Below are 22,406 nucleotides of genomic sequence, written 5' to 3'. Positions count from 1 at the left end.
AGACTGGCGGCAAGCCTGCGTATAGGCACGCTTAGCTATGACGCAAACACGGCAGTGATCCGGCACTACGGGACGTGGACGGATGCCCTGCCTATACAGGGACATTCTACGAATGGCGTTCGCATCTTGGACGAAATCTATCGGTTTCGCAGCCCTTGTTCTCGTTACCGCGCCGCTGGCGCTGGCCCAGACGTCGCCCGCTCCGCCGGTCGCGGCTCCGACCCCCAGCACGCAAGTCGCACCGGCAGCTGACGCGCCGGCTGCCGCCACCGCATCTGCCGCTGCGGCCGAAGCTGCGCCTGCCGATGCTGCTGCCTCGGCGCTCGATTCGAGCTACACGCCGATGGCGCCAACTGCCGGCAAGGGCATGCCCGTCGACAAGGGCATCGATTTCCAGAAGCAGTATTCGGAGCTGGGCGAATATGCCCATTGGCTCGACACCTCGGTGCTGCTGCCGATCATCGTCGCCATCTCGCTGCTGGTTCTCGGTCTGCTGATCTGGGTGATGGTGCGCTATCGCGCTGCCGCCAACCCCAATCCGTCGCGCGTCACGCACAACACCACCATCGAGGTGATCTGGACGCTGGTTCCGGTTCTCATTCTGGTCGGCGTCGCCGTCCCCTCGATCGATCTGCTCGCCAAGCAGTACAAGCCGGCTCCGGCCTCGGCCGTCACCGTCAAGGTCACCGGCTATCAGTGGTACTGGGGCTACAGCTATCCCGACAACGGCGACTTCGAAGTCGTGTCGAACATGCTGAACGAGGAAGAGGCGATCAAGCGCGGCGAACCGCACCAGCTGGCCGTCGACAACCGCATGGTCGTTCCCGCCGGTGAGCCGATCCGCATCATCACCACCGCTTCGGACGTGATCCACAGCTTCTCGGTGCCTTCGCTCTGGTTCAAGATGGACGCCGTCCCCGGCCGTTCGAACGAGAAGATGCTGATCATCAAGGAGCCGGGCGTCTATTACGGCCAGTGCTCCGAACTGTGCGGCGCACGCCATGGCTTCATGCCGATCGCGGTCGAGGCTCTGCCCCGCGCCAAGTTCGACGCTTGGGTCCGTTCGCAGGGCGGCACCGTCAAGGGTGACGAAGTCGCCGCCGCCGCACCCGCTGCTCCTGCAGCAGCCACCACCACTCCCGCAGCAGATGCAGCCGCCACCGCCGCCGCCGCTCCTGCAGCCGCTCAGTAAGGACAGGGCAAGACCATGACCACGATTGCTGCCAACCCGGCCGATCTGCATGACCATGATCATGCACATGACGACCACAAGCCTGCGTTTTTCCAGCGCTGGTTCATGTCGACCAACCACAAGGACATCGGTACGCTGTACCTGATCTTCGCGATCGTCGCGGGGATCATCGGCGGTGCCATTTCCGGCCTGATGCGCATGGAGCTCGCCGAGCCCGGCGTGCAGTATCTGCAGGGCTGGGCCACGATGATGCAGGGCAGCGAAGCCACCCTGGATCAGGCCTATCACATGTGGAACGTGCTGATCACCGCCCACGGCCTGATCATGGTGTTCTTCATGGTCATGCCCGCGATGGTCGGCGGCTTCGGCAACTGGTTCGTTCCGATCATGATCGGCGCGCCGGACATGGCCTTCCCGCGGATGAACAACATCTCGTTCTGGCTGCTGATCCCCGCTTTTGCCCTGCTGCTCGGCTCGACCTTGGTGCCCGGCGGTTCGGGCCTGGGTGCTGGCACCGGCTGGACGGTCTACGCTCCGCTGTCGACCAGCGGTTCGGTCGGCCCCGCGGTTGACCTTGCCATCCTGTCGCTGCACCTTGCCGGTGCCTCTTCGATCCTCGGCGCGATCAACTTCATCACCACCATCTTCAACATGCGCGCACCGGGCATGACGCTCAACAAGATGCCGCTGTTCGTGTGGTCGATGCTGGTCACCGCGTTCCTGCTGCTTCTCTCGCTGCCGGTTCTGGCCGCTGCCATCACCATGCTGCTGACCGACCGCAACTTCGGTTCGGCCTTCTTCAATGCCGCAGGCGGTGGTGACCCGGTTCTCTACCAGCACCTGTTCTGGTTCTTCGGCCACCCCGAAGTGTACATCATGATCCTGCCCGGTTTCGGCATGATCAGCCACATCATCGCAACCTTTTCGAAGAAGCCCGTGTTCGGCTATCTCGGCATGGCCTATGCCATGGTCGCCATCGGTGTCGTCGGCTTCGTGGTGTGGGCGCACCACATGTTCACCGTCGGTCTGTCGGTCAACATGAAGATGTACTTCACCGCCGCCACCATGGTCATCGCGGTGCCGACCGGCATCAAGATCTTCTCGTGGATCGCGACGATGTGGGGCGGTTCTCTCACCTTCAAGACCCCGATGGTCTGGGCGCTGGGCTTCATCTTCATGTTCACCGTGGGTGGCGTGACCGGCGTCGTGCTGGCCAACGGCGGCGTCGACGACAACATGCACGACACCTATTATGTCGTTGCGCACTTCCACTATGTGCTCTCGCTGGGCGCGGTGTTCTCGATCTTCGCCGGTTTCTACTACTGGTTCCCGAAGATGAGCGGCCGTCACTACAGCGAACTGCTCGGCCACTTGCATTTCTGGGTGTTCTTCATCGGCGTGAACATCCTGTTCTTCCCGATGCACTTCCTGGGCCGTCAGGGCATGCCGCGTCGCTACCCCGATTATCCGGAAGCGTTCGCCTACTGGAACGAGATCGCCTCGCTGGGCTACGCCATCATGGCTGCCGGCATGCTGATCTTCTTCGTGAACATCGCCTATGCTCTGGTTGCCGGCCGTCGTGCCGAAGGCAACTACTGGGGCGAAGGTGCAACGACCCTGGAATGGACCCTGTCCAGCCCGCCGCCGTTCCACCAGTTCGAAACGCTGCCCGTCATCAAGTGATCGCAGCAGCGTTGCACATCTGACAGGGCCGGATCGGGAATGGTCCCATCCGGCCCCGGCACCCCTCCCGGCAATCGAGAGGGGTTTGCCATATGGGTAACGACATGAGAATGACCGACGCCGTACAGCCCATGACTGCCCAGCCGGCGACGCTGGCAGGCCAGCCGGGTGTGATCATGCCCGCGCACTGGCGCGATTTCTGGGCACTGACCAAGCCGGGCGTGATCCGCCTGGTGGTGTTCACCGGATTGTGCGGCCTGCTGGCGGCACCGGGCAATATCCATCCGGTGATCGGCTTCGTCGCGATCCTGTGCATTGCGATGGGTGCGGGCGGCGCTGCGGCGCTCAACCAATATTACGAATCCGACCTCGATGCGCTGATGAAGCGCACCGCCAATCGTCCGATCCCGGCAGGCCGCATGGACCGCGAGGCGGCGCTGCAGTTTGGCCTGGCGCTGTCGGGCTTTTCGGTGGTGATCATGGGCCTGGCGGTCAACTGGTTGTCGGCCGCGATCCTTGCCTTCTCGATCTTCTATTATGCCGTGATCTACACGATCTGGCTCAAGCCCAACACGCCGCAGAACATCGTCATCGGTGGCGGGGCAGGGGCGTTTCCGCCGGTGATCGGCTGGGCGGCGGTGACCGGCGATGTCACGATGCTGCCGATCCTGCTGTTCTCGATCATCTTCTTCTGGACCCCGCCGCACTTCTGGGCGCTCGCGCTGTTCGTGAAGATGGATTACGCGCGCGTCGGCATTCCGATGATGCCCAATGTCGCAGGTGAAAAATCGACCCGTCATCAGGTGTTCGGCTATTCCCTGGTGCTGTTCGCGATCACGATGGCGCCCTATGCGCTGGGCCTGACCGGCGCGACCTATGGCATCAGCGCTGCGGTTCTGACCGGCATCTTCGTGGCGTTGGCCGCCCGCGTCGGATTCCGTGTCGCGGGGGAGGGCGATACGCTGAAACCGGAAAAACAGCTGTTCACCTATTCGATCGTCTACCTGTTCATGGTGTTCACCGCGCTCGTCATCGACCGTGCGGTCATGCCGGTGATCGCGGCATGAGCGATCATCCAACCCCCGTGTCTTCGGCGCCAGATTTCAACGACCCCGCCGTGCTCGCACAGCTGCGCGCCCGCCAGCGCAGCCGCGCTTTGTTCATGGCCGGGATCCTGATCGCCCTGTGCGTGCTGTTCTACGTCATCACCATCGTCAAGATCGGGGTATGGGGATGACCACAGCCACGCTTCCGAACGATATGGCGCGCCGCAACAGGCGGGCCGCGATCATCGCGCTCAGCTTTGCGCTGGGCATGCTGGGCCTCGGCTATGCCGCGGTGCCGCTCTATCGCATCTTCTGCGAGGCGACCGGCTTTGGCGGCACGACGATGAAGGTCAGTGAAGCGACCGCGTCGGCGATCGCGGTGACCGACAAGCAGATTACCGTCCGGTTCGATTCGAACGTGTCCTCGGCACTGCCCTGGCGCTTCAAGCCGGAGAACCCGACCGAGAAGATCACCATCGGCGCGCGCGACATGGCCGCGTTCGTGGCGGAGAACCTGTCGAGCAAGCCGGTGACCGGGACCGCGACGTTCAACGTCACGCCGGTGCAGGCGGGCCGCTATTTCGCCAAGGTCCAGTGCTTCTGCTTTACCGAGCAAACGCTGCAGCCGGGCGAGAAGGTGCGGATGCCGGTGATCTATTATGTGGATCCGGCGATCCTGACCGATCCGGATACCAAGGATATCGAAGAGATAACCCTGAGCTACACCTTTTACCCGCTGGACCAGGCGAAAAAGGGCAGTTAAGGGCTGAGTTGAAGACGCTTTAGGGACGACAGGGACCAGAGAGATGGCCGGAACAAAGAACCACGATTATCACATTCTGCCCCCGAGCATCTGGCCGTTCGCCGGATCGATGGCGGCGCTCGTCATGGCGGTCGGCGCCATCCTGTGGATGCACAGCATCGACAGCTCCGGCATCGTTTTCTACGCCGGCACCGCCGGCGTGCTGGGCACGATGTACGGCTGGTGGGCGCAGGTCGTGAAGGAAGCGCATGCGGGTGATCACACCCCGGTGGTGCAGCTGCACCTGCGCTACGGCATGATCCTGTTCATCGCCTCGGAAGTCATGTTCTTCGTGGGCTGGTTCTGGGCCTGGTTCGATTTCTCGCTGTTCCCCTCGACCGCAGACGTGATCGGTGGCGTATGGCCGCCCAAGGGCGTCGAAGTGCTCAATGCCTTCGAACTGCCGCTGCTCAACACACTGATCCTGCTGTGCTCGGGCACCACGGTCACCTGGGCGCACCACTCGCTGATCAACGGCGACCGCGATGGCCTGATCAAGGGCCTGTGGCTCACGATCATTCTGGGCGCGGTGTTCAGCTGCGTGCAGGCCTATGAATATTCGGTCGCGCCGTTCCCCTTCAAGGATCTGAACTATGGTTCGGCCTTCTACATGGCGACCGGCTTCCACGGCTTCCACGTGCTGGTCGGCACGATCTTCCTGATCGTCTGCCTGGTGCGCTCGTACAAGGGCCACTTCACCCCCAAGCAGCATTTCGGCTTCGAAGCCGCTGCCTGGTACTGGCACTTCGTCGATGTCGTGTGGCTGTTCCTCTTCCTGGTCATCTATGTCTGGGGTGGCTGGGGTGCTGCGACGCATTGATGCCTCACCCAGTGACGGCGGGCGGACACGATGCATGATCCGCAGCTTCCAAAAGGGCAGTCTGGTCTGGTCCAGGCTGCCCTTTTTGGCGAATGCCCGGCGTGCGGGCAGCGCACGCTGTTTGCCGGCTGGGTGCGCTTTGCGCCGCGCTGCCGCGCCTGCGGGCATGATTTCGACGCCTATAATGTCGGCGATGGCCCGGCGGCGTTCCTGATCCTGGTGATCGGCGCGATCGTCTGCGCAGCGGCGCTGGTGCTGCAGGTCAAGGCCAGTCCGCCATTCTGGGTGCACATTGTCCTGTGGGTTCCGTTCACCACGGCTCTGGTGCTGCTGTCGCTGCGCGTATCCAAGGCGGCGATGCTGATCCACGAGGCCCGCGCGCAGGTGCGCGAAGGGCGAATCGATAGCGGCGGGGATGACGCGGCATGAAGAAGGTGCCTTTCTGGCCGACGGTCATTGTCGGTCTGGCGATTGCGGTGATGATCGGCCTCGGCATCTGGCAGGTGCAGCGGATGACCTGGAAGGAAGCCTTGCTTGCCGAATATGCCGGCGCTGCCAACCGTCCCGCGATCACCTGGCCTGCCGTCCCCGATCCGGATGCACTGCCGCTCTACCGCACGTCTTCGGTCAACTGCCTCGAGGTCACCGGCTGGCGCTCGTCGAGCGGGCGCAGCGCGCGCGGGCAGGCGGGCTGGGTGCATATCGCCTCGTGCCGCACCGGAGCCGAAGGCCCCGGTGCGCAGGTCGTGGCGGGCTGGTCGGTGCGTCCCGACAATCCGGACTGGGCCGGAGGCATGGCGAGCGGCATCATCGCACCTGATAGCGTGCACCTGATCCGGCTGATCGCAGCGCCGCCGGTGGCGGGGCTGGACGCGGTACAGCCGCCCTCGCCAGAGGATATTCCGAACAATCATTGGGCTTATGCTGTACAATGGTTTTTATTCGCGGGCATTGCTGCCGTTATATATGCGATGGCAGTCGCACGGCGGGCACGAACCCGACCGGATTGACGCGATGCCTTGAGGAGTGATCATGCAGGGCGGACATTATTACGGCTTTCACCGGGTCACCCATTCGGACCTCCCCTTGCTCGAGGCGTGGCTGGAAACGCCCGAGGTCGAGAAATGGTGGGGCGACCCCAAGCACGAACTCGCGCTGATCATGGAGGATATGGACAATCCCGACATGGTCCAGCTGATCGGCATGCTCGACGGCCGTCCGATCGCCTATATCCAGCATTTCGAAGTCCATGCCTGGCCGCAGAAGCACCTGCAGGATCTGCCGCAGGGCGCGCGCGCGGTCGATTGCTTCATCGGCGTGCCGTCGCTGATCGGCAAGGGGCACGGCGCCAAGCTGCTGTCGATGCTGGCCAAGCAGCTGGCGGCGCAGGGGGTCCGGGTGCTATGCATCGACCCCGATCCCGATAACCAGCGTGCCCGCAGCGCCTATGTCCGCGCCGGCTTTGTCGAACATGGCCTGATCGAGACGCCCGAGGGGCCCGCCGTCCTGATGTTCTACGAAAGCCCGACCGAGGACTGACCGGAGGCCGTGCGCGCACGCGCCGGTTGCAAGCGGCGGGCAGGACCGCTAACGGGTCCACCCCATGGACTATATCAGCACCAGGGGGAAAGCCGCCGCGCTCGATTTCGAGGGCGTGACGCTGGCAGGTTTGGCAAGCGATGGCGGGCTTTACGTCCCGCGGAGCTGGCCGAAGTTCACGCATGCCGAAATCGCCGCGATGGCCGGCCTGCCGTATCCCGAGCTGGCGGTGCGGATCATGGCCCCGTTCGTGGCGGGAAGCCTGACCGACGAAGAGCTGCGCGGCCTGTGCCAGGCGGCTTATGGCCGCTTCTCGCACAAGGCGGTGACGCCGCTGGCGCAGCTCGATGAAAGCAACTGGCTGCTCGAGCTGTTCCACGGACCCACGCTGGCGTTCAAGGATGTGGCGCTGCAGCTGCTTGGCCATCTGTTCGAACGCTTCCTGTCGAATCGCAACACGCACCTGACGATCGTCGGCGCGACCTCGGGCGATACCGGCTCGGCGGCGATCGATGCGGTTGCGGGGCGCGAGAAGGTCGATATCTTCATGCTCCACCCCGATGGCCGCGTCTCCGACGTACAGCGGCGGCAGATGACCACGGTGCTGGCGCCCAACGTGCACAACATCGCGATCGACGGCAGCTTCGACGATGCCCAGGCGATGGTGAAGCGCATGTTCGGCGACCCCGACTTTGCGGGCAAGTTCACGCTATCGGCGGTCAATTCGATCAACTGGGCGCGGCTGATGGCGCAGATCGTCTATTATTTCGCCGCCGCGCTGCAACTGGGCGCGCCGCACCGGCCGATCGCGTTCTCGGTTCCCACCGGCAATTTCGGCGACGTGTTCGCAGGCTATGTCGCCGCGCAAATGGGTCTGCCGGTCGCCAGGCTGGTGGTGGCGACCAACGTCAACGACATCCTCCACCGCGCCTTGAGCGCGGGCGATTATTCGGCAGGCAGCGTCACGCCCACCGCTGCGCCTTCGATGGACATTCAGGTGAGCTCGAATTTCGAGCGGCTGCTGTTCGATCTGGAAGGCCGCGATGGCGCGCTGACCGCAGGGCGGATGCAGGGCTTCGAATCGAGCAAGGCCACCCAGCTGACGCCCGACATGCGCAGCAAGGCCGAGGCGATCTTTGCCAGCGCGCGGATCGACCCTGACGAGATGGGCATCGCGATGCGCCGGGCCTGGGATGATGCGGGCCAGGTGCTCGATCCGCACACCGCGATCGGCCTGGGCGCGGCGCACCGGCTGCAGGATGCAGGCGTGCTGGATCGGGCGATCCCCTGCGTCACGCTGGCGACCGCGCACCCGTCGAAGTTCCGCGATGCGGTCGAGCGGGCCACCGGCCTGCGCCCCAGCCTGCCGTCGCGGGTCGGCGACCTGTTCGAGCGGGCCGAGCGGTTCGACCGGCTGGCGGGCGACTATCACACCGTGCGTGATTATATCGCCGCGCGCGCCGTGCCGGCGAAGGGCTGACCTTTCCGCATGGCCAAGCTCGATCCGCAACCGGTGCTGATGATCGGCGAACCGCGCGAGGATTACACGCTGATCGACAGCGGCGGCGGGCGCAAGTTCGAAGCTTACGGGCCTTATCGCTTCATCCGCCCGGAGCCGCAGGCGATGTGGCCGACGACGCTGCCCGACTGGGATGCCGATGGGGCTTTCATCCCCGGATCGGACGAGGACGGCGGCGGGCGCTGGCAGCTGGAGGCGAACGTGCCGCGCGAGGGCTGGCCGCTCGCCTGGGAAGAGGTGCGGCTCACCGCGCTCAACACCCCGTTCCGGCATCTGGGCTTCTTCCCGGACATGGACCCGGTGTGGCGATGGCTGCGCGGGCATATCGCGGACCACCAGGGTGAAGAACGAGCCAGGGCGCTCAACCTGTTCGGCTATACCGGCGTCGGCACGCTGGCGATGGCGGCGGCAGGGGCCGAACTCACCCATGTCGATGCCTCCAAGAAATCGGTCGCGGCCGCGCGGGTCAATGCTGCGTTGTCCGGCATGGAGGCGCTGCCGATCCGCTGGCTGGTCGATGATTGCGTCAAGTTTGCCGCGCGCGAAGTTCGCCGAGGCAAGCGCTATGACGCGATCCTGCTCGATCCGCCCAAGTTCGGGCGCGGGCCCGAGGGCGAGGTGTGGAAGCTCGAAGAGCATCTGCCGGCACTGATCGCCGATTGCCGCCGGCTGCTCGATGAGCGGTCGGCCTGCCTGTTCCTCACCGTCTATGCGGTGCGCATGTCGGCGCTGGCGCTGGGCGAGCTGCTTGCAGCGCATTTTGCCGATCTGCCCGGCAAGATCGAGGTCGGAGAGCTCGCGGTGCGCGAACAATCGGGTGGCCGCCTGCTGCCGACGGCGATCTTTGCGCGCTGGTCGAACGCCTGAACGCTTGCCTTGCGGCGCACAATTTGCGAACGCGCCGGGATATTCACGACCGCCCGGCATCTCCGGACGTCGTCGCTCTCCATACAGAACTGGCCCTCACGTTGACCGACAATACTCCCGATAGCCTGATTCTCGAAGTTGCCGATTTCGACGTCAACGTCCTCACCGGCATCTATTCCGAGGAAACCAAGCTGCCCCAGCCGCTGCGCTTCACCATCGCGGTGGAGATGCTGGCGCAGGACCATTACGCGCCCGATACGCCGCTGTCGGCATCGAAGAACTACATGGACCTCAAGCACGCGGCTTCGAGTGCGCTGCCGCAGGGCGTGCACTTCACGCTGATCGAGGCGGTGGCCGATCATGTGATCGAGACATTGTTCCTGCAGGACACGCGCATCATCAGGATCAAGCTCAAGATCATCAAGCTGGCGATCGCCGAGAACGGCGAATCGATCGGCATCACGCTGACGCGGACCCGCCGATGAGCGGCCACCCGATGCCTCCTGTCGCGCTGGTGACCGGCGGCATGCGCCGGGTCGGCGGGGCGATTGCGGCGGAACTGGCGCGCGCGGGATGGGCACTGGCGCTGCATGGGCGCAGCGACCTCCAGCCGGAGCCCGCGCTGGCCGATACCCTCGCCGAATGCGCGACGCCATGGCACGGCTTTGCCGCCGATCTGGCAGACCCCGCCGCGCCCGACGGGCTGCTCGCCGAGGTGACCCGTCATTTCGGGCGTGCGCCGACACTGCTGGTCAACAATGCGTCGCTGTTCGAATATGACGACTGGCACACGATGGGCGCTGCGGCGCTGCAGGACCATTTTGCGGTCAATCTGTTCGCGCCCGTGCTGCTGACGCGGGCGGTGGTGGCGGCGGCAGGCGAGGGGGAGTGCCCCGCCATCGTCCAGATCATCGACCAGCGGGTGCGCAACCCCAATGGCGACCAGCTCTCCTATACGCTTTCCAAACAGGCGCTGGCCGAATCGATCCGCACATTGGCCCGCGCTTTCGGTGCGCGCGCGCGGGTGAATGGCGTCGCTCCCGGGCTCACCTTGGCGACCGACGACTATGACGAGGCCCAGATGGCGCGGCTCGCAGCGCGGATGCCGCTCGATCGTCTGTCGACGCCGGGAGACATCGCCCGCGCCGTGCGTTACCTTGCCAGCGAGCCTGCCATCACCGGCCAGTTGCTTTTCGTCGATGGCGGTGCCCATATGCTGAGCATGGAGCGGGATTTCGTTTTCCTCGACAAGCACGATCCGGCCTGACCGCTCGCCCGAACATTGGAGATCACCATGCGTTTCACTGCCACTGCACCCCTTCTGGGGCTTGCCCTCGCGCTTTCGGCCTGTGGCAGTCAGGATGGTGGCGGTGATCCGGTCAAGCGGGTCGATGCCGCCAGCCTGGATGCACAGGATGCCGCCGCCGCCGAGGAAGCGGACGCGATCCTGCGTGTCGACGAGGTGGTGCTGCGCAATCCCGATCTCTCGACGCTGGCGCGCGCGATCAAGGCGGCAGAGCTGAATGCGGCGCTGGCGGCGGAAAAGCCGATGACCCTGTTTGCGCCCGACAATGGCGGGTTCGACAAGCTGGGCGTCGATACGCTGGCCGAGCTGCTGCTGCCCGCCAACAAGGGCCGGCTGGCGATGGTGCTGAACTATCACGTGATTCCCGGCCGCCTCAGCGTCGAGGACCTGCGCAAGCAGATCAAGGACAAGGGCGGCAGCGTCGAGATCGTCACGCTGGAAGGTGAGCGGCTCAATGTCTCGGTCGAGCTCGATCAGCTACGGCTGTCCGACGCCAGCGGCAATGTCGGATCGGTCACGCAAGGCGATCTCAAGGCCAGCAACGGCATGGTGCATGTGATCGATTCGGTGCTCGGCCCGCAGGAACGCTCCAAGCAGGCAGAAGCGCCCGCAGCCCCCGCCGCTGCAGCAGCGCCGGGCGAATAAGCACCCGGCTGTATTGCTGACGCGTCAGCCGCCGGCGAGCGCCGCGTTGGCGGCACGCAGCTTGCGGTCGAGCGCGCTGTTGATCTGCCGCTCGATGACGGTGCGCGCGTCCGGATGCAGTTCCAGATACTGGCGCAACTTCGGCGCGGAGACGCACCAGAAGCGGCTGTCGCTGGCAAGGCGCACGGTTCCGGTGGCCGGTTCTCCGCTCAGCGCGGTGGCATCGCCGATCAGGTCACCACTCCTCACCTGGCCGACATGATTGCCGTGCAGCGTAATCTCCGCCTCGCCATCGTGCAGATAGAAGAGGTGGCTGATCGCCTCGCCTTCGTTGATCAGCACTTCGCCGGCGCGTCCGGTGATCCAGTTGCCCTGGTCCATCAGGTGGCGGGCGCCGGCACGGGTCATCTCGCCCATGAAGCTGGCGCGCAGCGCTTCCTCCTCGGACGAGAAGCGCGAATTGCGTTCGGCCATCAGATAGCGCAGCAGCATCGATGCGCCGATCACCAGCATCACCATGAACCACAGCGCCAGCCCCAGATCATTGGCAAAGCCGAGCGCATATCCAAGCCCCGCGATCGACGAGAGCACGATGCCGACTCGCATCCACGGCATCGGCGGGGCGATCAGCGCGATCGCCAAGATCATGAACGCCAGATGCCCCAGCCAGGCGCCATCTGAAAATCCCAATCCAAGCACCATGCCCCACACTCCTAAAACCATGGGCAGAATGGCGCATATGCTGCGTTGCGGCAAGCGATACGCGGGGCGATGCGGCGTTCGCTGGCGGTCCGCCGGTTTTTTCCGCGCTTTGCCAAGGATGGCCTTGAAACTGGCCGGGGAACCGGCGATAAGGTGCGCAAGACAAGACTAAGGGGTCGCATCGTTAGTCTATCGGGGGCCGGTTTCTCGCGAAGCCGGGGGTTAAAGCGACGATGCACAAATCAGGGCTCTTGGCCGTTCTACGCGTGGGTGGATTCCGTGCCGCATTTGCCGGTGTGGCCTGCCTTGCCATGGCGATCGGCGCTTTCTTCATTGCCAATCTTGCTGGAGCCGAAAGGCTGGAGGCGCAGGCCTCTGGTCCGGCGCGCGGCACGCACATGGGCGTCGGCAGCTGTGCCGGATCGACCTGCCACGGCCGCAACGAGGCCGATGGCGAAGTCGTCCGCCAGGACGAGCTGTGGCGCTGGCAGGAAGAATCGACGCCGGGCGGGGCGCATGCCCGCGCCTATCGCGTTCTTGGCGAACCGCGCAGTCTGGCAATCGGCAAGAAGCTGGGGATCGGCGATCCGCGATCGGCCGCAATGTGCCTGGGCTGCCATTCCACGCCCGCCGCCGCCAAGGGTCCGCGCTATCAGGCCAGCGATGGCGTCAGCTGCGAGGCCTGCCATGGCGCGGCATCGGGCTGGCTCTCCAGTCATTATGCCACGGGCACCAGCCACGCGCGCAACGTTTCGCAGGGTCTGATCCCGCTCGAAAGCGCCCAAGCCCGCGCCGGCGTGTGCCTCGACTGCCATCTGGGCAACGATGCGCCGGGCCAGTTCGTCAATCACCGCATCATGGCGGCGGGGCATCCGCGCATCGCTTTCGAGCTCGACCTGTTCTCGACGCTGACCCAGCACCATGACGAGGACGCCGATTACCGTCAGCGCAAGGGCAAGCCCAATTCCATGCGGATGTGGGCGGTGGGCCAGGCGATCGCGCTGGAACGCTCGCTCAGCCTGTTCGGCAAGCCCGGCATCGGCCAGGAAGGCGTCTTCCCCGAATTTTATTTCTTCGATTGCCACAGCTGCCACCGGCGGATCTTCGATGAGGAAGATGCGCGGCCAAGCAAGATCGCCAATCCCGGCCGTCCGATCCCGACCGGCATGCCGCCGTACAATGACGAGAACATGATCATGCTCTCGGCCGCCGTGCGGATCGCCGCGCCCGAGCTGGCCGGCCAGTACGAAGGCCAGGCACGCGCATTCCACGCAGCGATGGCGCAGGGCCGGGGCCCGGCGGTGGAGGCCGCCAACCGGTTGCGCCAGACCGCGATGGCGCTGGCCGATCGCTTCAGCCGCAGCGATTTCACCCGCGCGCAGACCTTCGCGATCATGGAATCGATCGCCAGCGAAGCAATCAGTCCGCGGTTTACCGATTATGAAGGCAGCGTGCAGGCGGTGATGGCCGTGGATACGCTGCTCAGCGGGCTGGTGACGCAGGGGCAGGTGTCGGGGGGCGCCGCAACCTCGCTGCGAGCGCAGATCAACCAGGCCTATGCCGCCGTCGCGGAGCCCAATGCCTACAAGCCGCTGGAATTCCGCCGGGCGCTGGGCGGGGCCGTGCGCACCATCCGGTCGCTGCAATAAGACCGGCTGGCAGGGAGATGACCAGAGTGGGACGTTTTGGTGAGTTCAGTTCAGTGATGTCGGGCCGGGTCGCATGTGTGCGGAGTTTTGCTGCATGATGCGTTTTGGCAAGATGGCGACGTCGCTGGCGGCGATGGCCCTGGTGCTGACCTCGTGCGGGGGCGGCAACAGCAGCGGCACCACGCCCGCGCCCAGCCCGACCCCGACGCCCAATCCCACGCCGCCGCCCGCCGGGGGCAATTTCACCGCGCCCGCGCAGGAATCGCTGACCGTCGGCGAAGTGCAGCAGGTGATCGCACAGGCGGTGGGCGAGGCGCAGCGGCGCAACCTGCCTTCGGTGATCGCGGTGGTCGACCGCGTCGGCAATGTGCTGGGCGTATTCCGCATGAACGGCGCCCGCGCGCTCGCCCGCACCAGCGCGATGACCGAGGCGGGGCTCAACAGCCCGCTGGTCGATGCCCAGGGTCTCGATGTCCCCGCCGAAATGGCCGCCATCTCCAAGGCGGTGACCGGCGCTTATCTCTCCAGCGGCGGCAACGCGTTTTCCAGCCGCACGGCGAGCCAGATCGTCCAGCAGCATTTCCCGCCCGCGCCCTCGACGCGCGGTCTGGAGAGCGGGCCGCTGTTCGGCGTGCAGTTCAGCCAGCTGCCCTGTTCGGACCTGTCCGCGCGCTTCCAGGCGGCGGGCGGATCGAGCGCACTGATCGGCCCCAAGCGCTCGCCCTTGGGCCTTGCCGCTGACCCGGGCGGGCTGCCGCTGTACAAGAATGGCGTGGTTGTCGGCGCGATCGGCGTGATGGGCGATGGCGATTACGGCTTCGATCCCAATATTCTCGACCGCGATATCGATCCCGAAGAGGCGATCGCCTTTGCCGGGACGCAAGGCTTTGCTGCGGCCGAGGCGATCCGTGCCGACCGCATCACCGTCGATGGCACGACCTTGCGGTTCAGCGACATACTGGCGAGCGACATCGGTCCGCTCTCGACCAACTTCGCCGCGATCAACGGCAGCGCGGGAAGCGTGATCGCGGTGCGCGGCTACAGCACCGCAGCGATCATTGCGGGCACGCCGTACGGCACCGAGGCCTCGGGCATCCGCGCGGCGCGCGCGGCCGAGTTTGCCAACACCGACGCCTTCATCCTCACCGATGGCGCAGGCAATCCGCGCTTTCCGATCCGTGCCGGTACCGACACCATTTCGGTCAGCCAGCCGCTGAGCGCCGCCGAGGTCCGCGCGATCCTGGAAGAGGCATTCATCGTGCTGACCCGCGCGCGCGCGCAGATCCGCCGCCCGCTTGACAGCCGGATGCAGGCGACGATCTCGGTCGTCGATACGCATGGCGAGGTGCTCGGCATTGTCCGTTCGCCCGATGCGCCGATCTTCGGCACCGATGTGTCGCTGCAGAAGGCGCGCACCGCGATGTTCTTCTCCAATCCGCAAGCCGCCTCCAACCTGCTGGCGGCCGGCGGCGGGGTCGCCCCGTTCGTTGCGGCGATGCGCACCTTCCTCGGCGATCCGGCTGCGCTCACCGGCAATTTCGCTTATGGCAACCGCAGCGTCGGCAATCTGGCGCGGCCCTATTTCCCCGATGGCGAGCTTGGCCGTCCGCCGGGACCGCTGTCGCGGCCAATCGACGATTTCAATCCGTTCGCGGTCGGGCTGCAGGTGCAGCTCGTCGCCGCCAATATCATCCAGCATGCGCAGTTCGTCTCGGGCGCATCGCCAACCGATACCGCGCAGCGCTGCACCGCATTGCCTGATACCACCCAGGGTCAGAACCGGCTGGAAAACGGCATCCAGATCTTCCCCGGCGGCGTGCCGATCTACCGCGGCAACACCCTGGTGGGTGGTATCGGGGTTTCGGGTGACGGGATCGACCAGGACGACATGGTCGCATTCCTGGGCCTCAACAATGGCGGGCAGCGCGTGGGGACGGTGGGCAATGCCGCCAACGATCGCCGCGCCGACCGCGTCGTGGTGAACTTGGGCAATGCGCAGGTGCGGCTCCGCTATGTCAGCTGCCCGTTTGCGCCGTTCCTCGATACCAACACCCAAAACGTCTGCGAGGGTCTGTAAATGACCGTGCCGCTCGTCGCCCTGATCCCGCTGATGGCTTTCGCCGGGACTGGCGATGTGCAGGACGTGCCCGGCACCGGGCCGGTGCTGCAGCACGGCCCGCAGACCGCAGTCGCCGCGCTGGCTGCTGCCGATCTGGGGCGCAACCTGGCGCTGGTTAGGATTGCGCTGGCGGCAGACGATGCGACCCCGACCATTCCGGCGCTGGTGCGCAAGGCGATTGCTCCCGCGCCGCACCGGCTGAGCTCGCCTCGCGCGATCACCGACCACAGCCTTTTCTTTGATAGTGGTTCGGCAGACATGCTGCTGCTGGCCGCCGATCAGGAAACCCCTGCCAGCGCAGGGGCCATGCCGCCGCCGCCAGCCCCGCCTGCCGCCGATGCCGACACGATCGATGCCGATGAGGCACTGATCGACGATCGCCGCCGTCCGGGGCTCGAAAAGAAGCTGCCCGAGCGCGTGACGCAGGACAATCCGGGGGCCGTGCGCGCGCCCGCGCCCGAGGCCTTCCCGACCGACGAGTTCCCGGTGCCCGACCGCTGGCGCATCGTGACCTCGCTGTGCCCCAAGAAGGGCGGCGATCAGTCGATCTATGGGCTGTACCCCAATCTGTCGAACGTCTGCCGGTCCAAGCTCGATCCCTATCACCAGAACATCCTCAAGGGCGACCGACCCTTGCCCGAAGGCAAGCGTCCCGGTTTCCTGAAGGAGGATGACTGGTTCTTCATCGCCAATGTCGTGTCGGATACCGTGGTCGAGCCGCGCAGCTTCCCGACGCCGGTGGGCGTGCAGACCACCGCGCGGCCCGACAGCCTCGATGTCTTTGGCCGCGCGGATTCTTTGGTGCTGGCGCAGACGGTGATCGCCGGCTTCTCGCTGCTCAAGGGCGAGACCGCGTACAAGCCGCCCGCGATCGAATATCGCCTCGTGCTGGCCGCGCAGGTCAACCATGTCGATGTGAACGAACGCCGCATCCTGTTCGTCGAACCTTCGCGGCCGACGCAACGCACCGACCATTTCGTGGGCGTGCAGGAAGCCTTCATCGACTATCACCTCGGCCAGTACGACACCTCGCGCTACGACTTCATCTCGGTGCGTGCGGGCATCCAGCCGGTGCAGGCCGATTTCCGCGGCTTCCTGTTCCAGGACAACCAGCTGGGCATCCGCCTGTTCGGCAACCGCGACAACAACCGCTTCCAGTTCAATGTCGGTGCGTTCTGGCGACTGGAGAAGGACACCAACTCGGGCCTCAACAGCATCGTCGACACTCCGCGCGACGACTGGGTGTTCTTCGCCAACCTCTATCGCCAGGATTTCCCGATCGTCGGCCTGACCAGCCAGGTGTCGGTGACCTACAACATGAACCGCGAAGGCGGCCGCGAGCTCAAGATCGACGACAACGGCTTCCCGGTGCGCCCGGCGCTGCTGGGCGACCTGCGCAGCCGCGAATATGATGTCGTGTATCTGGGCTATGCCCTCGATGGCCGCATTGGCCGGATCAACATCACCGGCCAGGCCTATGGTGCGTTCGGCGAGGACCGCAACAGCTTCTTCACCAGCCGCAAGGCCGACATCCGCAGCTATTTCGGCGCGGCGGAGCTCAGCTACGACAATGACTGGGCACGCTTCCGCCTGCAGGGGCTGTTCGCCAGCGGTGACGGCAATCCGTACAACGATACCGAGGCCGGGTTCGACGCGATCTTCGAGAACCCGATCTTCGCAGGCGCCGATACCAGCTACTGGATCCGCCAGGTCATCCCCTTTGCCGGCGGTGGCCGCGCGGTCGGCGTGAACACCCGCAACGGCATCCTGAACAACCTGCGCTCCTCGAAGGAGCAGGGCCAGTCCAACTTCAACAATCCCGGCACGGTGCTGCTGGGCGCGGGTGCGGACTTCGACTTGAGCTCGACGACGCGGCTGTCGGCCAACCTCAACCATCTGTGGTTCCACAAGACCGACACGATCGAGGCGCTGCGCCAGGAGGGCACGGTGCCCAGCTCGATCGGCACCGATGTTTCGGCGGCGCTGATCTGGCGCCCCAACGCCAACCAGAACCTCGTCTTCCGTCTCTCCGGCGCGGTGTTCGACCCTTCCAAGGGTTTCCGCGACCTGTTCACTCAATCCGGCAAGTCAGACCTCTTTTATTCGGTGCTGTTCAATGCAATTCTGGCGTACTGACCGGGCGCGCGGCAACGCGCCAGCTCTCAATCGGGGGGCCTTCAATAAGGGGGGCTTCAACTGGAAGCTGCTGCTGGCGGGCCTGCTGCTCGTCACCTTTGCCGCGCTGCCTGCCGATCAGCTGCTGGCATCGGGCAAGGAGAAAGCGCAGAAGGTCAAATACACCTTCACGGCGCCCGCACCCGAAAACCAGGAATGGGCCGAAGCCGACGCCAAGAGCGCGGGCTGCCAGAGCTGCCACACCGCCAGCGACCACAAGACAATGCACGCATCGCCCGCCGTGGTGCTGGGCTGCACCGATTGCCATGGCGGCGACGCCACGATCATGGGCGACAACGCCTGGGGCCGCGAAAGCCTGCCGTATCAGGACGCGCTGATGAAGAGCCATGTGCTGCCGAAATATCCGGTGGCATGGAAATGGCCGTCCTCGGCCAATCCGCAGCGGTCCTATGCCCTGCTCGCCAAGGAAGCGCCCGAGTTCATCCGCTTCGTCAACCCGTCGGATTACCGGGTGGTGCGCGAATCCTGTGGCGCCTGCCATATCGAGATCATCGAGGCTTCCGAGCGGTCGCTGATGGCGACGGGCGCGATGCTGTGGGGCGGCGCGGCCTATAACAACGGCATCGTGCCGTTCAAGAACTACATCTTCGGCGAGAGCTTCACCCGCGATGGCAAACCGGCGATGATCAAGTCGGCGGCGACCGAAGAGGGCGCGGCGCACGGTACGGTAACCGCGGCGGAAAAGGCGCGCGGCGCACTGCCGGTGATGTACCCGCTGCCGACCTGGCACATCATTCCGCCGGGCGACATCTTCCGCGTGTTCGAACGCGGCGGGCGCAACGTCAACCCGACCTTCCCGGAAATCGGCCTGCCCAATATCGGCGGGATCATCCAGCGGCTGGAAGAGCCGGGCCGTCCCGACCTCAAGCAGTCGAACCGCGGCCCTGGCACCGGCCTGCGCGTTGCGATCCCGGTGCTCAACATCCACAAGACCCGCCTCAACGACCCGTTCCTGTGGCAGATGGGCACCAACGACCAGCCGGGCGACTATCGCACATCGGGCTGCGCGGCGTGCCACGTCGTCTATGCCAACGACCGCGAGCCGCGCCACAGCCTGGTCTATGCCAAATACGGCCGCGACGGCCAGACGATCACCGATGATCCGACGATCAACACGCTGACCGAAGGCCAGAAGCGCCCGGGCCGTTATGGCGATTATGATGCGGCCGAGCATCATGAAGAGCATGGCGGCGAGTCCAAGTCTGGCCATGGCGGCGATCACGGCACGACTTTGGCCGAAGGCGCGAGCCAGCATGGCGCGTCGCATGGGGATGGGCAGGGCAGCGGCGATGGCCATGCTGCCAAGGACGGCCATGCCGAAAAGGTGGCGTTCAAGGAAAAGGGCCATCCGCTCAAGCACGCCTTCACCCGCGCGATCCCGACCGCGCAGTGCATGAACTGCCACATGCACCAGCCCAACATCTTCCTGAACAGCTATCTCGGCTACACGATGTGGGATTATGAATCCGATGCGCCGCTGATGTGGCCGGGGCCGGAGAACCGCGCGCCCAAGCCCGAGGGCATGTCCGAAGAGGACTATCAGCGGATCTACAAGCAGCAGCATTATCCCACCGCCAAGGAAGTGCGCGCGACGCTCGATCGCAACCCCGAGGGTGCATCGGCGCGCGGACTGTGGTCGGACATCGATTTCGTCCGCAACGTCTATGACCTCAACACCGAGGCCAAGGATACGCAGTTTGCCGATTATCACGGCCATGGCTGGAACTTCCGCGCGATCCTCAAGCGCGACCGCAAGGGCAATCTGCTCGATGCGGAAGGCAATATGGCGACATGGGGTACCGACACCGCCAACATGGTCTCGCCCGACGATCCGGAGAAATTCCGCAAGGCAGGCGAGGGCAAGTTCGTCCCCGTCGGTACCAACCCCGGCAAGGCGGTCCACATGATGGACATCCATGCCGAGCTTGGCATGCAGTGCGTCGATTGCCATTTCAGTCAGGACGGGCACGGCAACGGCCTGATCTATGGCGAGGTCGCCAATGCGGTCGAGATCGGCTGCAAGGACTGCCATGGCACGCCCGATGCGTACCCCACGCTGTTCACGTCGAACCTGGCGGCGCGCCCCAAGGGCAACAACCTGGCGCTGATCCGCAATCCCGATGGCCAGCGCCGGTTCGAGTGGATGAAGGACGCCACCGGCAAGCGCGTGCTGATCCAGCGTTCGGTGCTCGACCCCGAATTGTCGTGGCAGGTCAGCCTGGTCAAGGACGCGGTCAACCCCGACAGCCCCGATTTCAACCCCAAGGCCGCGCGCTCCAAGCTGATGGCCAAGCAGGGTGCGGACACCGGCAAGTACAGCTTTGGCCCGGCGGTCGCCAAGGAAGACCGCGCGCACAATACCGAAGAGATGGCATGCTTCACCTGCCACCTCAGCTGGACGACATCCTGCGGCGGCTGCCATCTTCCGATCGAGGCCAACTGGAAGGCCAAGGTCCACAAATACGAGGAAGACGAGACGCGCAACTATGCGACCTACAACCCGCAGGTCGCGCGTGACGAGATGTTCCAGATCGGTCGCCACCAGACCAGCAAGGGCAATATCATCGCCCCGATCCGCTCGACCTCGGCGCTGATCCTTTCGTCGACCAACATCAACCGCGAACGCATCTATGTGCAGCAGCCGCCGATTTCGGCACCGGGCTTCTCGTCACAGGCGTTCGCGCCGCACTTCCCGCACACAGTGCGCAAGACCGAGACCAAGCAGTGTTCGGACTGTCACCTGAGCGAGGCGAACGACAACAATGCGGTGATGTCGCAGCTGCTGCTGCTCGGCACCAATTTCGTCAACTTTGTCGGCCTCAACAGCTGGTTTGGGCTGGAAGGCGGATTCGAGGCGGTGCGCGTGACCGAATGGGATGAACCCCAGGCGGTGATCGGATCGTATCTCCACCGCTATGCCTATCCGGATTACTACAAGCTGCATGTCGAGCAGAACGGTCGCGAGCTCAAGAACTGGACGCGTGGTCCGGTCTTCGACGACAAATTCTCGGGCGAAACCTATGCACGCGAAGAATTTGCCAATGTCGTACAGGGTACCGATGGCCGGGTGAACTGCCTGCAGAACCGCGGCGAGTACATGTTCGTGGCGGAAGGCAAGGGTGGTTTCCGCGCCTATGACATCGCCTCGATCGGCAACAAGGGCTTTTCCGAACGCATCATCCGCGCGCCGTTCTCGTCGCTGGGGCATGACACGCATGTGAAGACCACGAACGCCACCTGCATGGCGATCGCGACGACCCAGCCGATCGCGCCCAGCCGCAACACGCCGGAAATGCGCGAGGCCAATCAGGAACAGCCGTTCCGCGCGGTCTATCATTACGCGTTCGTCACCGACAGCGTCGAAGGGCTGATCGCGGTCAACATCGACACACTGGCCGATGGCGAATTCCGCAACAACTTCTTCAAGCGGACGCTCACCTGGAACCCGGACAATGTGCTGAAGGGCGCGCGCCACATCACCTTGGCTGGCGACTTTGCCTATATCACCGCCGATGCCGGTCTGGTCGTGGTGCGGCTGGCGGATGATCCGCCCGCCAATGCGCCGCGCGACTACGACTACAGCAAGCTCAACCCGCAACTGATGGCGGTGCTGCCGCTCACCGATGCGCGCGCGAGCGCGGTGCAGTTCCGCTATCTGTGGGTCACCGATGCAGAAGGCATCAAGCTGTTCGACATCACCCGGCTGGCACAGCCGGTGCCGGTGCCCTCGGGCACGGTGCGGCTCGCCGATGCGCGCAAGCTGTATATCGCGCGCACCTTTGCCTATGTCGCGGCCAAGCAGGACGGGCTGGTGATCCTGGACGTCACCAACCCGGAAGCGCCGCGCGAGTACATGCGCTACAATGCGGGCGGGGTGCTCAACGATGCCGAGGACGTGATCGTCGGTTCGACCAACGCGACGCTGTTCGCGTACGTGGCCGATGGCCGCAACGGCATGAAGGTGCTGCAGCTGACCTCGCCATCGAGCCAGCCCAATTTCTATGGCTTCTCGCCGGATCCCCGGCCTGATCTGATCGCCTTTGCGCGCACGCCATCGGCGGCGCTGGCGGTGGCCAAGGGGCTGGACCGCGATCGCGGGGTTGATGAATCGGGCGGGCAGATGGCGATCTTCGGCCGGCTGGGCTCGCGTCCGTTCACCCGCAGCGAGATGGAAAAGCTGTTCCTCAACCGCAGCGGCAGGCCCTACAAGGTGAGCGACACGGTGACGATGGCCGACTGGCTGGGCCCGCGCCCGGCGATGCTGGCGGCCAGGGGGCAGTGATGATTTCGAGGGACGGGACAGGGTAGGAGAGGGGAGAGG

19 protein-coding genes are annotated in these 22,406 nt (G+C 64.9%); 18 read left to right on the top strand and 1 reads right to left on the bottom strand.

Annotated features, from left to right (window positions below; genetic code table 11):
- Positions 1-112: 112 nt before the first annotated feature.
- The 14 genes from coxB to LI72_RS18975 all read left to right on the top strand — a co-directional run bounded on the left by coxB (position 113) and on the right by LI72_RS18975 (position 11,419).
- Positions 113-1,192: a cytochrome c oxidase subunit II gene (gene coxB / locus LI72_RS07220; RefSeq protein ID WP_033925049.1), complete on the top strand. Its 1,080-nt coding sequence runs from the start codon at positions 113-115 to the stop codon at positions 1,190-1,192.
- A 15-nt stretch (positions 1,193-1,207) separates the two neighbouring features.
- Positions 1,208-2,875, top strand: a complete 1,668-nt coding sequence (ctaD, locus tag LI72_RS07215; RefSeq protein WP_033925048.1) for a cytochrome c oxidase subunit I — start codon at positions 1,208-1,210, stop codon at positions 2,873-2,875.
- A 131-nt stretch (positions 2,876-3,006) separates the two neighbouring features.
- On the top strand, positions 3,007-3,942 hold the full coding sequence (locus LI72_RS07210) for a heme o synthase (RefSeq protein WP_052129651.1): 936 nt from the start codon (positions 3,007-3,009) through the stop codon (positions 3,940-3,942).
- The gene (locus LI72_RS19995) at positions 3,939-4,112 is read left to right on the top strand and encodes a hypothetical protein (RefSeq protein ID WP_156139518.1); all 174 of its coding nucleotides are present in this window, start codon (positions 3,939-3,941) and stop codon (positions 4,110-4,112) included. Before LI72_RS07210 ends, LI72_RS19995 begins: the two co-directional genes overlap by 4 nt.
- Positions 4,109-4,684 carry a cytochrome c oxidase assembly protein gene (locus tag LI72_RS07205; RefSeq protein ID WP_033925047.1) on the top strand — a complete coding sequence of 192 codons (576 nt, stop codon included), beginning with the start codon at positions 4,109-4,111 and terminating at the stop codon, positions 4,682-4,684. The genes LI72_RS19995 and LI72_RS07205 overlap by 4 nt, the downstream gene beginning before the upstream one ends.
- 43 nt (positions 4,685-4,727) lie before the next feature.
- Positions 4,728-5,543 carry a cytochrome c oxidase subunit 3 gene (locus LI72_RS07200; RefSeq protein ID WP_033925046.1) on the top strand — a complete coding sequence of 272 codons (816 nt, stop codon included), beginning with the start codon at positions 4,728-4,730 and terminating at the stop codon, positions 5,541-5,543.
- A 30-nt stretch (positions 5,544-5,573) separates the two neighbouring features.
- Positions 5,574-5,972, top strand: coding sequence for a DUF983 domain-containing protein (locus LI72_RS07195; RefSeq protein WP_033925045.1), 399 nt, complete (start codon positions 5,574-5,576; stop codon positions 5,970-5,972).
- Positions 5,969-6,553 carry an SURF1 family cytochrome oxidase biogenesis protein gene (locus tag LI72_RS07190; protein WP_033925044.1) on the top strand — a complete coding sequence of 195 codons (585 nt, stop codon included), beginning with the start codon at positions 5,969-5,971 and terminating at the stop codon, positions 6,551-6,553. Before LI72_RS07195 ends, LI72_RS07190 begins: the two co-directional genes overlap by 4 nt.
- A gap of 22 nt (positions 6,554-6,575) precedes the next feature.
- Positions 6,576-7,082 carry a GNAT family N-acetyltransferase gene (locus tag LI72_RS07185; RefSeq protein ID WP_033925043.1) on the top strand — a complete coding sequence of 169 codons (507 nt, stop codon included), beginning with the start codon at positions 6,576-6,578 and terminating at the stop codon, positions 7,080-7,082.
- 64 nt (positions 7,083-7,146) lie between these two features.
- Positions 7,147-8,562, top strand: a complete 1,416-nt coding sequence (gene thrC / locus LI72_RS07180; RefSeq protein ID WP_033925042.1) for a threonine synthase — start codon at positions 7,147-7,149, stop codon at positions 8,560-8,562.
- A gap of 9 nt (positions 8,563-8,571) precedes the next feature.
- Positions 8,572-9,468 (top strand): class I SAM-dependent methyltransferase, encoded by an 897-nt coding sequence (locus tag LI72_RS07175; RefSeq protein ID WP_052129581.1) that lies wholly within the window; start codon positions 8,572-8,574, stop codon positions 9,466-9,468.
- Between the two features lie 101 nt (positions 9,469-9,569).
- Entirely contained in the window at positions 9,570-9,953 is a 384-nt protein-coding gene (locus tag LI72_RS07170) for a dihydroneopterin aldolase (RefSeq protein ID WP_033925041.1), read from the top strand.
- A complete protein-coding gene (locus LI72_RS07165) occupies positions 9,950-10,735 on the top strand; it encodes an SDR family oxidoreductase (RefSeq protein WP_033925040.1) in 786 nt (261 codons plus the stop codon). Before LI72_RS07170 ends, LI72_RS07165 begins: the two co-directional genes overlap by 4 nt.
- Positions 10,736-10,762: 27 nt before the next feature.
- Entirely contained in the window at positions 10,763-11,419 is a 657-nt protein-coding gene (locus tag LI72_RS18975; RefSeq protein ID WP_052129580.1) for a fasciclin domain-containing protein, read from the top strand.
- Between the two features lie 24 nt (positions 11,420-11,443).
- On the opposite strand, the gene LI72_RS19990 is transcribed toward LI72_RS18975, so the two are convergent.
- Entirely contained in the window at positions 11,444-12,121 is a 678-nt protein-coding gene (locus LI72_RS19990; RefSeq protein ID WP_052129579.1) for a Crp/Fnr family transcriptional regulator, read from the bottom strand.
- Between the two features lie 266 nt (positions 12,122-12,387).
- Here LI72_RS19990 and LI72_RS07150 point away from each other — a divergent pair, with 266 nt between their 5' ends.
- From LI72_RS07150 to LI72_RS07135, 4 genes are all read left to right on the top strand, one after another.
- Positions 12,388-13,770 (top strand): multiheme c-type cytochrome, encoded by a 1,383-nt coding sequence (locus LI72_RS07150; protein WP_033925039.1) that lies wholly within the window; start codon positions 12,388-12,390, stop codon positions 13,768-13,770.
- Between the two features lie 97 nt (positions 13,771-13,867).
- A complete protein-coding gene (locus LI72_RS07145) occupies positions 13,868-15,847 on the top strand; it encodes a heme-binding protein (RefSeq protein ID WP_033925420.1) in 1,980 nt (659 codons plus the stop codon).
- A gap of 348 nt (positions 15,848-16,195) precedes the next feature.
- Positions 16,196-18,025, top strand: coding sequence for a hypothetical protein (locus LI72_RS07140; RefSeq protein WP_231562407.1), 1,830 nt, complete (start codon positions 16,196-16,198; stop codon positions 18,023-18,025).
- Positions 18,006-22,367: an LVIVD repeat-containing protein gene (locus tag LI72_RS07135; protein WP_081984692.1), complete on the top strand. Its 4,362-nt coding sequence runs from the start codon at positions 18,006-18,008 to the stop codon at positions 22,365-22,367. Before LI72_RS07140 ends, LI72_RS07135 begins: the two co-directional genes overlap by 20 nt.
- Positions 22,368-22,406: the final 39 nt, after the last annotated feature.

The sequence above is a fragment of the Sphingomonas sp. 35-24ZXX genome, assembly GCF_000786215.1.
GTDB lineage: Bacteria > Pseudomonadota > Alphaproteobacteria > Sphingomonadales > Sphingomonadaceae > Blastomonas.
Note: the sequence above shows the minus strand (reverse complement) of the source record. Positions and strands in the feature narration are given on the sequence as shown.